This is a genomic window from Pseudomonas sp. E102, assembly GCF_052660185.1.
In genome coordinates, this window is sequence record NZ_CP084025.1 from 419,735 (window position 1) to 433,265 (window position 13,531).

Consider the following 13,531-nt stretch of genomic DNA (forward strand, 5'->3'; position numbering starts at 1 on the left):
ATCAGGCGGCGATACGAAGGTTCTGCAGAACGATCGGACGTGCCCAACGGGTATCGAAATCGAGTTGCTTCTGCTGCGCCACCAATTCCTCTTCCGGGAACGGAGGGAACGGTTTATCCAGCAAGTCGAGTTCGAACTCGGCGATCGGCAGGTGCAATGGACGCGGGTGCGGCGCCGGGCCCGGTTCCGACTGTGGCTGGCCGGCTGTGAGGACGATCGGGCGAACCCAGTTGCTCTCGAAGGTTTGCTGCTTTTGCTGGGCAACGATTTCTTCGGGCGGGAACGGTGGGAACGGTTTGTCCAGCAAATCCAGTTCGAACTCGGCAATCGGCAGGAACAACGGCTCTGGCGGCTTGACCTGGGTTTCCTTCACGTCGCAGGTGCGCTGGCTGACGATGTGCTCCAGCAGCTCGGCGCCAAGGGTCGGTTCAACCGCTTCATCGAGGGCGACGGGCTGGTAGCTGCCAGGCGCCGGTGCGTTTTCACCCAGTTGATCGGCCAGGGCCCGGGCAAAAAAATCCTGCCACAGGTGACTGACGCCGCTCAGCGCTTGGGTGTTACGCAGGCTGTAATCGCCGTAAGGGGAGATAACGCCTATCGATGTGGATTGAATGTCTGACATTTTTCTCGGTCGACGCTCAGCTCTGGCAAAATGCCGTTCACCGTTGTTATCGGCTGGTTTTGCCGATCCTTAATTTTTTCGAGCGTGTTTTCATGATTGAGCAACCCGCGGCCTGCCGCATCCATGTCGAGGCCTTGATTCCGGCGTTCCAGCCCCAGGCCGAACAATGGGCAGAGCGGCTTGGCCTGCCTTTGCAAGTGGACGATGGCGAGTTTGCCTTGCAGGTCGGCGAGCAGGGATTGCAATTGCAGCAATTGGGTCCGGACGCGCCGGGACCGGTGCGGGTGGATTTCGTCGAGGGTGGCGCGGCCCATCGGCGCTTGTACGGCGGTGGCAGCGGTCAGATGATCGCCAAGGCGGTCGGTGTCGCCCAAGGTGTGCGTCCGCGGGTACTCGACGCCACGGCCGGGTTGGGCAAGGACGCGTTTGTGCTGGCGAGCCTGGGCTGCGAAATGAGCCTGATCGAGCGCCAGCCGCTGATCGGTGCACTGCTGGAAGATGGCCTGGCCCGTGGCGCGGAAGATTTCGACGTGGCGCCGATCGTGGCGCGCATGCGTTTGCTCAAGGGCAACTCCATCGAGGTGATGCGCCATTGGGAAGGCGAGCCGCCCCAGGTGATCTACCTGGACCCGATGTTTCCCCATCGAGAGAAAACCGCCCTGGTGAAAAAGGAAATGCGCCTGTTCCGACCTTTGGTGGGCGATGACAATGACGCACCGGCGCTGCTGGCCGCGGCGCTGGCGCTGGCGACCCACCGGGTGGTGGTCAAGCGCCCGCGCAAGGCGCCTTGCATCGAAGGGCCGAAGCCGAGCCATGGGCTCGAGGGCAAGTCCAGTCGGTACGATATCTATCCCAAGAAGGCGCTCAAGGCTTGAAACCGAGGCGCCCCCGTTCGCGAGCAGGCTCGCTCCCACACGGAACACCACGATCCCTTGTGGGAGCGAGCCTGCTCGCGAATGAAGCCCCCAAGTGATGGCGCTTGGGAGCTAAGGCCGATAGGCCCGCATGAACAACCCCACCACTTCCTGCACATGAGCCTCGGCCGCCTCGGCGTCTTGCGGTCCGTCGCAGCCGTACAGCAACCTGAAGTTGGCCGCCCCCTTGATCAGGCAGAAAAAATGCTCGGCGGCATTTCGCGGTTTGTCGATGCTCAAGGCGCCGCTCTGGTTGACCTTGCTCAATAACCGCTCCATGCCGCAGAGCATGCGTTGCGGGCCGGCCTCGTAGAAAATCGTCGAGAGCTTCGGATCCTGACTACCCAGGGCGACCATCAGCCGATGCAGATTCACCGACTCGTCGCTGTTGATCAGTTGATTGAAGCCTCGGGCGATGTTCAACAACACGTGTTCGATCGGGACGCCTTCGACCCATTCGAAGAACAGCGGCGGCACTTGCTCCTCGCACTTGGCGATCACCGCGGCGGAAAACAGCGTTTCCTTATCGTTGAAGTGGCTGTAGACCGTCAGCTTCGATACGCCGGCCTCGGTCGCCACCGCATCCATGCTGGTACTGGCGTAACCCAGGCTCAGGAAGAGATTTTTGGCCGCATCGAGAATGGCCTGGCGTTTGGCCAGATCCTTCGGACGACCAGGGCCGCTGGGAGGGGGAGGATTGTTCGACATTCTTCGCTTTAATACTGGACTGGTGAGTTTGCTATTAATAACATACCCGCCAGTATAATTATTCCAAGCATCATTAGCGAAAGGTCATCCACCATGTTCCGCTATGTCCTGCCCCTCGCCGTGCCAGTCAGCCTGGCTTTTTTATTGTCTGCGTGTGGCCACGAGGAGCCGGTGGCCGTCACCGTCCGCCCGGCCATGGTGGTCAAGCCCGAGCCCTCGGCCCAGGCGATGGACAGTTATCCTGGCGAAGTGCGGGCGCGATTCGAGCCGGACCTGGCCTTTCGCATCGGTGGCAAAGTCAGCCGACGGCTGGTGGAGGAGGGGCAGCGGGTCAAGGCCAATCAACCCTTGGCTGAACTCGATCCCGAAGACGTGCGTCTGCAACTCGAGGCGAGCCGGGCCCAGGTCGCCGCCGCCGAGGCCAACCTGAGCCTGGTGCGTGCCGAGCGTGACCGCTACAAGACCTTGATGGAGCGGCAGATGGTCAGCCGCTCCCAATACGACAACGCCGAAAATCTCTTTCGCTCCGGGGCCGCGCGGGTCAAGCAGATCAAGGCTGAATTCGACGTTGCCAGCAACCAGGCCAGCTATTCGATTTTGCGTGCGCCCCAGGATGGCGTCGTGGCCCGGCGTTCGGTGGAAGTGGGTCAGGTCGTGTCGGCCGGTCAAACCGTCTTCACCCTGGCCACCGACGGTGAACGCGAGGTGCTGATCAGCCTGCCGGAGCAGAGTTTCGGTCGGTTCAAGATTGGCCAGCCGGTTTCGGTCGAGCTGTGGAGCCAACCTGACCAGCGCTTTAGCGGACGTATCCGCGAACTCTCGCCGGCCGCCGATCCCAGATCCCGCACCTTCGCCGCTCGTGTCGCCTTCACCGCCGGCAGCGTCCCGGCGGAACTGGGCCAGAGCGCCCGGGTGTTTATCCAGAATGCCGAAAAGGTCCCCCTGTCAGTGCCGCTGTCGGCCCTCACCGCCGAGAACGGCGCGACTTATGTCTGGGTGGTCAACCCCGACAACACCCTCAAGAAAGTCCCGGTGCGTGTCGGTGCCTTTGGCGAAAACAACGTGCCGGTGCTTGAAGGCCTGGGTGCCAATGACTGGGTGGTGGCCGCTGGCGTGCATGTGCTCCTGGACGGCCAGCAGGTGCGGCCGGTGGATCGCTCCAACCGCGTAGTCAACCTGGCGGCCAAGGAGTAACCCCCGATGGGCTTCAATCTTTCCGAATGGGCGTTGCGGAACCGCCAGATCGTACTGTTCCTGATGCTGTTGCTCGCAATCGTCGGGGCGCTTTCCTACACCAAGCTTGGCCAGAGCGAAGACCCGCCGTTCACCTTCAAGGCCATGGTCATTCGCACGATCTGGCCAGGCGCCACGGCTGAGGAAGTGTCGCGCCAAGTCACCGAGCGCATCGAAAAGAAGCTGATGGAAACCGGCGATTACGAAAAGATCGTCTCGTTCTCCCGCCCGGGCGAATCCCAGGTGACGTTCATGGCTCGCGACTCCTTGCATTCCAAGCAGATTCCCGAGCTGTGGTATCAGATCCGCAAGAAAATCAGCGATATCCGGCATACCTTGCCGCCGGGTATCCAGGGGCCGTTCTTCAACGATGAGTTTGGCACCACGTTTGGCAATATCTACGCACTCACCGGTGACGGCTTCGATTATGGCGTGCTCAAGGATTATGCCGACCGCATCCAGATCCAGCTGCAGCGGGTCAAGGATGTGGGCAAGGTCGAATTGCTCGGCCTGCAGGACGAGAAAATCTGGGTCGAACTGTCGAACGTGAAACTGGCGACCCTCGGCCTGCCGCTGGCGGCGGTCCAGCAAGCCCTGGAAGCGCAGAACGCGGTGTCTACGGCCGGATTCTTCGAGACCGCCAGCGAGCGATTGCAGCTACGGGTTTCCGGGAATTTCCAGACCGTGGAAGAGATCCGTGACTTTCCGATCCGCGTGGCCGACCGCACCTTCCGCATCGGCGATGTAGCAGACGTGCGTCGCGGCTTCAACGATCCACCCGCGCCGCGCATGCGGTTCATGGGCGAAGATGCCATCGGCCTGGCCGTGGCGATGAAGGAGGGCGGTGACATCCTTGTGTTGGGCAAGGCCCTGGAAGTCGAGTTTGCCCGCATCCAGAACACGCTGCCGGCGGGTATGCAATTGCGCAAGGTTTCCGACCAGCCCGCGGCGGTGAAGACCGGTGTCGGCGAGTTCGTCCAGGTGCTGGTGGAAGCGCTGACCATCGTGTTGCTGGTGAGCTTTTTCTCCCTGGGGCTGCGTACCGGGATGGTGGTGGCGCTGGCGATTCCGCTGGTGTTGGCGATGACCTTCGCCGCGATGTACTACCTGGGGATCGGCTTGCACAAAATCTCCCTCGGCGCCCTGGTCTTGGCCCTGGGGCTGCTGGTGGACGACGCGATCATCGCCGTGGAGATGATGGCGATCAAGATGGAGCAAGGCTTCGACCGGATCAGGGCGGCCAGCTACGCCTGGACCAGTACGGCGTTTCCGATGCTCACCGGGACCTTGATCACCGCGGCGGGCTTCCTGCCGATCGCCACCGCCCAATCGGGCACCGGCGAGTACACCCGTTCGATTTTCCAGGTGGTGACCCTCGCACTGTTGGCTTCCTGGGTGGCTGCCGTGGTATTCGTGCCGTACCTGGGGGAAAAACTCCTGCCGGACCTGGCGAAGATTCATGCGGCCAAGCATGGCACGGTGGACGGCCAGCCCGATCCCTACGGTACGCCGTTCTACCAGCGTGTACGGCGATTGGTGGAGTGGTGCGTGCGTCGGCGCAAGACCGTCATCGCGTTGACCGTGCTGCTGTTCCTGGGCTCGGTGGTGCTGTTCCGTTTTGTGCCGCAGCAGTTTTTCCCGGCGTCGGGGCGCCTGGAGCTGATGGTCGATTTGAAATTGGCCGAAGGCGCTTCGTTGGTCAACACCGCCGAGCAGGTCAAGCGCCTGGAAGCGTTGCTCAAGGACCACGCCGGCATCGACAACTACGTCGCTTATGTCGGCACCGGTTCACCGCGTTTCTATCTGCCCCTGGATCAACAACTGCCGGCGCCGAGCTTCGCCCAATTCGTGGTGTTGGCCAAGACCATCGAAGACCGCGAGCCGTTGCGCAGTTGGCTGATCACCACCCTGAACGAGCAGTTCCCAACCTTGCGCTCGCGGGTGACGCGCCTGGAGAACGGTCCGCCGGTGGGCTACCCGGTGCAGTTTCGCGTGACAGGCGAGCACATCGAGGAGGTGCGGGCCCTGGCGAGGAAAGTGGCGACAAAAGTCCGGGAAAACCCCTACGTTGCCAATGTGCATCTGGACTGGGAAGAGCCCAGCAAAGTGGTCTATCTGAACATCGACCAGGACCGTGCGCGAGCCTTGGGGGTGACCACCGCGAATCTGTCGAGCTTCTTGCGAAGCTCCCTCACCGGATCCAGCGTCAGCCAGTACCGTGAAGACAACGAGTTGATCGAGATTCTGCTGCGCGGCACGGTGCATGAGCGCACGGAGCTGTCGCTGTTGCCAAGCCTGGCGGTGCCGACCGACAACGGCACGACCGTTGCCCTGTCGCAGATCGCCACGCTGGAGTATGGCTTTGAAGAGGGCGTGATCTGGCACCGCAACCGCCTGCCGAGCGTGACCGTTCGGGCCGATATCTACGGCAAAGAACAGCCGGCGACCCTGGTGCAGCAGATTTTCCCGACACTGGATCCGATCCAGGCGGAACTTCCGGATGGTTATCTGCTTGAGGTGGGTGGCACGGTAGAGGACTCGGCCCGAGGCCAGAAATCGGTGAACGCCGGTGTGCCGTTGTTCATCGTGGTGGTGCTGACCTTGTTGATGCTGCAACTGCGCAGCTTCTCTCGCACTGCCATGGTCTTCCTCACCGCGCCGCTGGGGTTGATCGGCGTGACGCTGTTCCTGTTGGTGTTCCGCCAGCCGTTCGGTTTCGTTGCAATGCTTGGCACCATCGCCTTGTCCGGCATGATCATGCGCAACTCGGTGATCCTGGTGGATCAGATCGAACAGGACATCAAGGCCGGGCTTGCCCCGTGGCAGGCGATCATCGAAGCGACGGTGCGACGGTTCCGCCCGATCGTGCTCACCGCGCTGGCGGCGGTGCTGGCAATGATCCCGCTGTCACGCAGCCTGTTCTTCGGCCCGATGGCGGTGGCGATCATGGGGGGATTGATCGTGGCGACGGCATTGACGCTGCTGTTCCTGCCGGCGTTGTATGCGGCGTGGTTCAGGGTCAAGAAGACTTGAACCGAGTCTGATAGCACTGAAAATCAAATGTGGGAGCGAGCCTGCTCGCGATTGCGGTGCTACAGCCAACAGAGATGTTATGGCTGATACCGATATCGCGAGCAGGCTCGCTCCCACAGTGTTTTTGCGCTTGGCTTAGAGGGTGCCAAAAACCTTCTTCGCCAAACTGGTCGCCGCAGCCGCCGGATTCTGGCGAATGGTGGCTTCCTGTTTTGCGATCATCTCGAACAAACCATCCAGCGCCTGTTCAGTCACATAGTTCTCGACATTGGCGCTCTTGGCATCGACCACTCCCAGTGTCGCGGCTTGGCCGGCAAAGGCGTTGTATTGCTGGGCCAGGCCGACCTTGTCGGTGGCTTGCTTGACGATGGGCAGGAACTTGGCGCGAATCTGCTCGCGGCTGCTCTTGTTCAGGTACTGGGTGGCCGAATCGTTGCCGCCGCTCAATATGCCCTTGGCGTCGCTCACGCTCATGTTCTTCACGGCGTCGACCAGGATCGGCTGGGCCTGCACCACCGCGGCTTCGGCCGCCTGGTTCATGCTGGTTTCCAGCTGATCCACCTGGTCACCCATGCCGAAGGCTTTCATCTTGCTGGCGACTTTGCCGAGCTTGCCTGGCAATTCAATCTTGACGTCCGGGTTGTTGCTGAACCCGCCTGGGGTGCCCAGCTGCTTGACCGCCACCTGGGCGCCTTGGGTCAGGGCATCCTTGAGACCACCCGTGGCGTCTTTCTGGGAAAGGTCGCCGAGGGACAGGGCCATGGCATTGGCGCAGATCAACAGGCCGGCGCACAGGCCGGTGAAACGAAGGGTAAAGCGGAGCATGGCAGCTTCCTTGAAGAGTGGAACAGGAATCAGCGTGCAGCGTTGACGCGAATCTTCAACGGCTGCGGATCTTTGCCATCGAGCTGCACGGTGTGTTGTTCAGTGCTGATGAACATCAACTGGCCGTCGACTTCGATGCGGGCGCTCACGGCATAACGGTGGCCGGGCTTGACCTGCGCCGGATCATAACTGAGCTTGAATGGTAATGGGACTTGGCCTTTGACGGGGCCCCGCTGCTCATCGACCGTCACGGCTGGCGCGTCGGCGAGGGAGACGTCTTGCAGGCTCACGGTCAAGGTAGCAGTGGGCGGTAAGGCGATGCGTTGCAGGTAGAACACCTCGCCGTCGAGGCTGTTCTTGCTGGCCAGCGGCGTGCTGGAGCAGGCGCTGAGCAACGTGGCAGCAGCGACGAGAAGAAGCTTTTTCATGGGGACATTTCCATATTGGGGGCCCCAGTGAAATCCTGGGGCCTGTGACAGAATCAATCCTGGGTGACTGGCGTGTCCGGAGCCATGGCGTCTTCACTGCGATGCAACGCCACCTGGCGGATCGACAAGCGAATCTCCGCCGGCAACACACGCTTGGCCGCGCCTTCGGCCAATTCGCCGAGCAGCTCGTGATAGCTTAGCTTGCCCGCTTCATCACGGCGCAGTACGTCGAGGTCGAGCATCGTCTGGATGAAGTGGCGGAACAGGCTCTTGTCGAAGAACTCCGGCGCGTTGAGTCCGTGCAGGATCGACAGCCGCTGGGCCATGACTGTGCAGAGGTCTTCCAGTTCTTCGGCGCTGATGCTGTTCTGCCCGCTGTTGAGCAGCAGCGAAACGGTCATGTAGAAGCGCTGCAAGGTCTGGGCGATGCTCTTCGATAGCAAGGTCAGCAGCACAAAGTTTCGAGAACTTGGAACGGGACGCAAGTACAGGTCTTTCTCGAAGCGCAGCAGGCCCTGCTCGACGAACGCTTCAAGCCACTGGTCGACCACATCGTCCAGTTCTTCCAGCGACCAGCGAATGAACAGCTCCGATTGCAAGTACGGATACAGGGCCCGTGTATAACGCAGGATCTGTTCGCGGCTCATGCGCGAGCTGCTCTGGAAGAAGCTCGCCAGCAGCGCCGGAAGGGCGAAGATGTGCAGCACGTTGTTGCGGTAGTAGGTCATCAACACCGCGTTCTGTTCATCCAGATACAGAATCTTGCCCAAGGCATCGCTCTGTTCCGACAGCAGGTCCATGCCTTTGACATGCTCGATCAACGCCCCGCCGTCGCCCTCAGGCAAGGTGGTATGGGGCGAATAGGGCACTTTGCGCAGCAGCGCGAGGTACAAGTCCAGCACGCGGGCCATGGCCTGGTCGTCGAGAGCCAGTCGGCTGGTGGACAGCAATGCCAGGGCGACAAGGTTGACCGGGTTGATAGCGGCGGCCTCGTTCAGGTGCCGCGCCACGCGTTCGCCGAGGCGGTTGGTGGTCGCGTTGAGCCAGGCCGGCTTGAATTGCGGGCCCAGCTCCTGCTGGCGCCAGCCAGGTTGCTCGCCGTCGAGGAATTCCGCCAGCTTGATCGGCTCGCCGAAGTTCACCGCCACTTGGCCGAAGCGTTGCTTGAGGGCGCCGATGACCTTGAGGATGTCGAAGATCGACTCCTTCTTCTTGCTCGCGCCGCGCAGTTCGCCCAGGTAGGTACGGCCTTCCAGGACCCGCTCATAACCGATGTACACCGGCACGAAGACGATGGGCATGCGTGACGAGCGCAAGAAGCTGCGTAGGGTAATGGCGAGCATGCCGGTCTTGGGTTGCAGCATGCGCCCGGTGCGCGAACGGCCGCCTTCGACGAAGTACTCCACCGGGAACCCCTTGGTGAACAGCGTATGCAGGTATTCGTTGAACACGGCGGTATAGAGCGGGTTGCCCTTGAACGTGCGGCGCATGAAAAACGCCCCGCCGCGGCGCAGCAGGCTGCCGATCACCGGCATGTTCAGGTTGATGCCGGCGGCGATGTGCGGTGGCGTCAGGCCATTGCGAAACAGCAGGTACGACAGCAGCAGGTAGTCGATATGACTGCGGTGGCAGGGGACATAAATGACTTCATGGCCTTGGGCAACGTTTTGCACGCCTTCGATGTGGTTGACCTTGATGCCGTCGTAGATCTTGTTCCAGAACCAGCTCAGCACCACTTCCAGGAAGCGGATGGCCGTGTAGGTGTAGTCCGAGGCGATCTCGTTGCCGTAGCGCAGGGCCTGGGCTTTGGCTTTCTCCGGCGAGATCTTCTCCCGCTCGGCTTCTTCGGCGATGGCCTGCTTGACCAGCGGCTGGTTCAACAGACCCTTGACCAGATGGCGTCGGTGGGAGATGTCGGGACCGATGACCGCCGCTTTCAAGTTGCGAAAGTGTACCCGCAGGATCCGCTGGGCCATGCGCACGGTGCGTTCGTGGCCTTTATCGTGCTCGATCAGTTCGCGCAGATGGATCGGGGCGGAGAACTGCACGCGGGTCTTGCGCCCCAGGATCATGATGCTCAGCAATCGGCGCAGGCGTCCGGTGACCGCCCAACTGTCGGCGAACAACAGTTTCCACGGGCTGGATTCGCTGTCGGGCGATTGGCCCCAGAACACGCTGACCGGAATGATCTGCGCGTCCTCGGCGGCGTTGTGGGTCAGCACGTCGACCAGCCGCGTCAGGGTGGGCGGCGCACCGCGTTTATCCTGGCGCCCGAGCCAGTCCGGTGCCGGCGTCAGGTAGAAAAATGCCGCCGGCTCCAGCAGGTTGCCCACCGAGACCGGCAGTACCGGGCGCGGCAGGCCGGCCTTGGTGCATTCGGTGTCGAGCACCGCCAGGTCGGTCAGCGAAGGGTCTTGCAGGACGTAGAACACGGGGCGACTGCGGTCGAGGTTGAGGGTAAAGGACGACTGATTGATCGTCTCGGAGCGAACCCAGAGATATAAAAGTCGGCGCAAGGTGCCAAACACAAGACGGCGGAACGGGGAGCGGGTCATACGGCTTCTGCATGAGTGAATGGGATGGAGCGGGCGCCAGTGTGCCGGATTCGTCGAAAATCGGCAAAAAAGCACCGAAGTAAAGTCAGTTGAGAGTTTTTCCGGGTGTCATATACTCGGCCGGTTACTGCCCGGGGCTTCCCCATGGACGTTCGGACGGTGGCTTAGGTTCGTACGGCTTTGCCTTTTCAATCGGGCGGGAAAAGCCGACTTAACAATAAGAAAACAGGAGTGAGCATCATGGCAACACGCGAAACCGGCAGTGTGAAGTGGTTCAACGACGCCAAGGGCTACGGCTTTATCCAGCGCGAGGGCGGAGCGGATGTGTTCGTGCATTACCGCGCGATCCGTGGCGAGGGCCACCGCTCACTGACCGAAGGCCAGCAGGTCGAGTACGCGGTCGTGGAAGGCCAGAAGGGCCTGCAGGCTGAGGATGTGGTGGGGTTGTAAGCCGCATTCACCGGCAACACAAAACCCTGTGGGAGCGAGCCTGCTCGCGAAAGCTGTGTATCAGACAATGACTCATTAACTGTCACACCGCCTTCGCGAGCAGGCTCGCTCCCACATTAGATCAGCGCTGGGCGCTAAATCACGCCGTTTTCCAGGTAATCTCTTCTTCCCCATCGGCGCTGATGCGGATCCAGCGGTCCGCCGATTCTTCCCCTTCTTCTTCCACCCAGGAGCCGGGCGCGCAGCGCACTTCGACGTTCAGCGCGGCGAAGGCGGCGCGGGCGCAGGCAATGTCGTCTTCCCACGGGGTCTGGTCACTTTCCAGATAGAGGCTGTTCCATTTTCCTACGGCCTTGGGCAGCCAGGTCACCGGAATGTGGCCAGCCTTGCACTTGTAGGTCTGGCCTTTTTGTACCCAGTCGCTGCATGGGCCCAGGGCCTCGCCTAGCCAGTGGGCGATGGCCTTGTGGTCAACGTCGGCGTCCTTCAGGTAAATCTCGATATCGGGTTGGCGCATGGATGTCCTCACTGCGGTCTTGAAAAATCCATTCGCGGATTTAGCTGGCCCCAAGCGATTGCCAGGGGCCAAAGGTTAATTATTGAACAATGAAATAATCGTAGCGCATCGACACCGTGACTTCGAACGGCTCGGCCTGTTCGATCACGTTGGCGCGGCGCTCAGCACTGGCGCGCCAACCGTGGGGCGTCATCGCCAGCAGATTGGCGCGGTCCTGGCCGCTGTCGAGCGTCAGCTTGAATTCCAGGGTTTCGCTGTGATCCAGCGCCATGCCGGGCGGCACCAAGGCCAGGTGCTTGTCGTCCGTGTACTCGCGCACTTCGTCGTACAGGCGCTCGCGCAATTCCATCAGGTGGCCGGCGGTAGGGCCGACTTTCATCAGGCCGCCGCCGGGGCTGAGCAAGCGCTTGGCCTCTTGCCAATCCAGCGGGCTGAACACACTCGCGAGGAACTGGCAGCAGCCATCCGCCAGCGGCACCCGGGCCATGCTGGCGATCAACCAGGTGAGCCGCGGGTTGCGTTTGCAGGCGCGCTTGACCGCTTCGCGGGAGATGTCGAGGGCATAGCCATCGGCGTTGGGCAGGGCATCGGCGATTTGCGCGGTGTAGTAGCCCTCACCACAACCGATGTCGAGCCAACGCCCAGGTGCCCGTTCGGCGGCCAATTCGGCCAGGCGCCGGGCGACCGGGGCGTAGTGCCCGGCGTTGAGAAAGTCGCGGCGAGCTTCGACCATCGCCTGGTTGTCGCCGGGGTCGCGGCTGTTCTTGTGCTGCACCGGCAACAGGTTCAGGTAACCCTGCCGCGCACGGTCGAACCGGTGGCCGGCGGGGCACACGACGCCGTTGTCCACGGCGTTCAGCGGTTCACTGCAGATCGGGCAGGCGAGCATCAGGCGAGCAACTTGATCAGCGTCTTGTAGTAGATCTCGGTGAGCACGTCGAGATCAGCCGCCAGCACGCGTTCGTTGACCTGGTGGATGGTCGCGTTGACCGGCCCCAGCTCCACGACTTGCGTGCCCATGGTGGCGATGAATCGACCGTCGGACGTACCGCCGCTGGTGGAGGCTTTCGTCTCGCGGCCCGTCACGTCCTTGATGCTCGACGACACGGCGTCCAGCAGGGCACCCGGCTCGGTGAGGAATGGCAGGCCGGACAAAGCCCAGTCGATGTGCCAGTCCAGCTGATGCTTGTCGAGGATATCGGCGACGCGCTGTTGCAGGCCCTCGACGGTGGATTCAGTGGAGAAGCGGAAGTTGAACACCGCTTCCAGATCGCCGGGGATCACGTTGGTCGCGCCGGTGCCAGAGTTCAGGTTGGAGATCTGGAAGCTGGTCGGTGGGAAGAAATCGTTGCCATGGTCCCAGTGCTCGGCGGCCAGTTCGGCCAGGGCCGGCGCGGCCAGGTGGATCGGGTTCTTCGCCAGGTGTGGATAAGCCACGTGACCCTGTTTGCCGCGTACGGTGAGTTTCGCGCCGAGGGAGCCGCGACGGCCGTTCTTGACCACATCGCCCACCAGCGTGGTACTCGACGGCTCGCCGACGATGCACCAGTCCAGGCGCTCCCGGCGGGCCTTGAGGCGTTCGACCACGGCCTTGGTGCCGTGGTGGGCCGGGCCTTCTTCATCGCTGGTGATCAGGAAAGTCAGCGAGCCCTTGTGGTCCGGGTAGTCGGCGACAAACCGCTCGGCCGCCACAACCATCGCCGCCAGGCTGCCTTTCATGTCCGCCGCGCCGCGGCCGCAGAGCATGCCGTGTTCGTCGATGACCGCATTGAACGGGTCGAGCTGCCACGCCTGCACCGGACCGGTCGGCACCACATCGGTGTGGCCGGCGAAGCACAGCACCGGGCCGTCCTGCTTGCCATGGCTGGCCCAGAAGTTATCCACATCCTCGATGCGCATCGGCTCCAGCTTAAAACCGGCGTCGCCCAGGCGCTGCATCATGATTTTCTGGCAATCGGCATCCAACGGCGTCACGGACGGACGGCGGATCAGGTCGATGGCGAGTTGCAGGGTCGGCGAAAGGTCGGCGTGGGCCGTCATGGAAGCTCCGGGAATAATGTGGACGCAAGGCTAGTGCGGGAGCAGGCTGGCTCGCGCAAAATGGCGGTTATCTTATAGCAAAACGACCATCATGGGCCCCTGGTGCTGGTCGGTTGGAACACAAATCCTGTGGGAGCGAGCCTGCTCGCGATGGCGGTTGATCAGTCGATACTCTATTGACTGGACTGACGCCATCGCGAGCAAGC

Annotated in this window: 12 protein-coding genes; 4 read left to right on the forward strand and 8 right to left on the reverse strand. The window is 61.9% G+C overall.

From position 1 onward, the window contains the following. Position 1: 1 nt before the first annotated feature. Positions 2-622, reverse strand: coding sequence for an energy transducer TonB (locus tag DOCECA_RS02000; RefSeq protein WP_420764218.1), 621 nt, complete (start codon positions 620-622; stop codon positions 2-4). Between the two features lie 92 nt (positions 623-714). On the opposite strand from DOCECA_RS02000, the gene DOCECA_RS02005 reads away from it, so the two are divergent. After that, positions 715-1,497: a class I SAM-dependent methyltransferase gene (locus DOCECA_RS02005; protein WP_420764219.1), complete on the forward strand. Its 783-nt coding sequence runs from the start codon at positions 715-717 to the stop codon at positions 1,495-1,497. A 111-nt stretch (positions 1,498-1,608) separates the two neighbouring features. On the opposite strand, the gene DOCECA_RS02010 is transcribed toward DOCECA_RS02005, so the two are convergent. Then, a complete protein-coding gene (locus tag DOCECA_RS02010) occupies positions 1,609-2,244 on the reverse strand; it encodes a TetR/AcrR family transcriptional regulator (protein WP_420764220.1) in 636 nt (211 codons plus the stop codon). Between the two features lie 93 nt (positions 2,245-2,337). On the opposite strand from DOCECA_RS02010, the gene DOCECA_RS02015 reads away from it, so the two are divergent. Beyond that, the gene (locus DOCECA_RS02015) at positions 2,338-3,438 is read left to right on the forward strand and encodes an efflux RND transporter periplasmic adaptor subunit (protein ID WP_420764221.1); all 1,101 of its coding nucleotides are present in this window, start codon (positions 2,338-2,340) and stop codon (positions 3,436-3,438) included. Between the two features lie 6 nt (positions 3,439-3,444). Continuing rightward, the gene (locus DOCECA_RS02020; protein WP_434562513.1) at positions 3,445-6,510 is read left to right on the forward strand and encodes an efflux RND transporter permease subunit; all 3,066 of its coding nucleotides are present in this window, start codon (positions 3,445-3,447) and stop codon (positions 6,508-6,510) included. 135 nt (positions 6,511-6,645) lie between these two features. Here DOCECA_RS02020 and DOCECA_RS02025 read toward each other — a convergent pair whose 3' ends face one another. From DOCECA_RS02025 to plsB, 3 genes are read right to left on the reverse strand one after another with little or no spacing between them, the layout of a single operon-like run. Next, a complete protein-coding gene (locus DOCECA_RS02025; RefSeq protein ID WP_434562515.1) occupies positions 6,646-7,335 on the reverse strand; it encodes a DUF4197 domain-containing protein in 690 nt (229 codons plus the stop codon). A 29-nt stretch (positions 7,336-7,364) separates the two neighbouring features. Continuing rightward, positions 7,365-7,763, reverse strand: a complete 399-nt coding sequence (locus tag DOCECA_RS02030; RefSeq protein WP_420764223.1) for a YbaY family lipoprotein — start codon at positions 7,761-7,763, stop codon at positions 7,365-7,367. Positions 7,764-7,816: 53 nt separating this feature from the next. Next, positions 7,817-10,318: a glycerol-3-phosphate 1-O-acyltransferase PlsB gene (plsB, locus tag DOCECA_RS02035; protein ID WP_445571393.1), complete on the reverse strand. Its 2,502-nt coding sequence runs from the start codon at positions 10,316-10,318 to the stop codon at positions 7,817-7,819. 240 nt (positions 10,319-10,558) lie between these two features. On the opposite strand from plsB, the gene DOCECA_RS02040 reads away from it, so the two are divergent. Continuing rightward, entirely contained in the window at positions 10,559-10,768 is a 210-nt protein-coding gene (locus tag DOCECA_RS02040; RefSeq protein WP_007927922.1) for a cold-shock protein, read from the forward strand. Positions 10,769-10,907: 139 nt separating this feature from the next. Here the strand turns inward: DOCECA_RS02040 and DOCECA_RS02045 are convergent, their stop codons facing one another. The 3 genes from DOCECA_RS02045 to dapE all read right to left on the reverse strand — a co-directional run bounded on the left by DOCECA_RS02045 (position 10,908) and on the right by dapE (position 13,325). Next, a complete protein-coding gene (locus DOCECA_RS02045) occupies positions 10,908-11,285 on the reverse strand; it encodes a hypothetical protein (RefSeq protein ID WP_420764225.1) in 378 nt (125 codons plus the stop codon). 79 nt (positions 11,286-11,364) lie between these two features. Then, a complete protein-coding gene (locus DOCECA_RS02050; protein WP_434562519.1) occupies positions 11,365-12,174 on the reverse strand; it encodes a putative RNA methyltransferase in 810 nt (269 codons plus the stop codon). Further along, on the reverse strand, positions 12,174-13,325 hold the full coding sequence (gene dapE / locus DOCECA_RS02055; RefSeq protein ID WP_445571394.1) for a succinyl-diaminopimelate desuccinylase: 1,152 nt from the start codon (positions 13,323-13,325) through the stop codon (positions 12,174-12,176). The genes DOCECA_RS02050 and dapE overlap by 1 nt, the downstream gene beginning before the upstream one ends. Positions 13,326-13,531 lie beyond the last annotated feature (206 nt).

Bases quoted from the DNA above. Each gene is read 5' to 3' on its own strand.
- DOCECA_RS02000 (WP_420764218.1), bottom strand. From the start codon at position 622: ATGTCAGACATTCAATCCACATCGATAGGCGTTATCTCCCCTTACGGC.
- DOCECA_RS02005 (WP_420764219.1), top strand. From the start codon at position 715: ATGATTGAGCAACCCGCGGCCTGCCGCATCCATGTCGAGGCCTTGATT.
- DOCECA_RS02010 (WP_420764220.1), bottom strand. From the start codon at position 2,244: ATGTCGAACAATCCTCCCCCTCCCAGCGGCCCTGGTCGTCCGAAGGAT.
- DOCECA_RS02015 (WP_420764221.1), top strand. From the start codon at position 2,338: ATGTTCCGCTATGTCCTGCCCCTCGCCGTGCCAGTCAGCCTGGCTTTT.
- DOCECA_RS02020 (WP_434562513.1), top strand. From the start codon at position 3,445: ATGGGCTTCAATCTTTCCGAATGGGCGTTGCGGAACCGCCAGATCGTA.
- DOCECA_RS02025 (WP_434562515.1), bottom strand. From the start codon at position 7,335: ATGCTCCGCTTTACCCTTCGTTTCACCGGCCTGTGCGCCGGCCTGTTG.
- DOCECA_RS02030 (WP_420764223.1), bottom strand. From the start codon at position 7,763: ATGAAAAAGCTTCTTCTCGTCGCTGCTGCCACGTTGCTCAGCGCCTGC.
- plsB (WP_445571393.1), bottom strand. From the start codon at position 10,318: ATGACCCGCTCCCCGTTCCGCCGTCTTGTGTTTGGCACCTTGCGCCGA.
- DOCECA_RS02040 (WP_007927922.1), top strand. From the start codon at position 10,559: ATGGCAACACGCGAAACCGGCAGTGTGAAGTGGTTCAACGACGCCAAG.
- DOCECA_RS02045 (WP_420764225.1), bottom strand. From the start codon at position 11,285: ATGCGCCAACCCGATATCGAGATTTACCTGAAGGACGCCGACGTTGAC.
- DOCECA_RS02050 (WP_434562519.1), bottom strand. From the start codon at position 12,174: ATGCTCGCCTGCCCGATCTGCAGTGAACCGCTGAACGCCGTGGACAAC.
- dapE (WP_445571394.1), bottom strand. From the start codon at position 13,325: ATGACGGCCCACGCCGACCTTTCGCCGACCCTGCAACTCGCCATCGAC.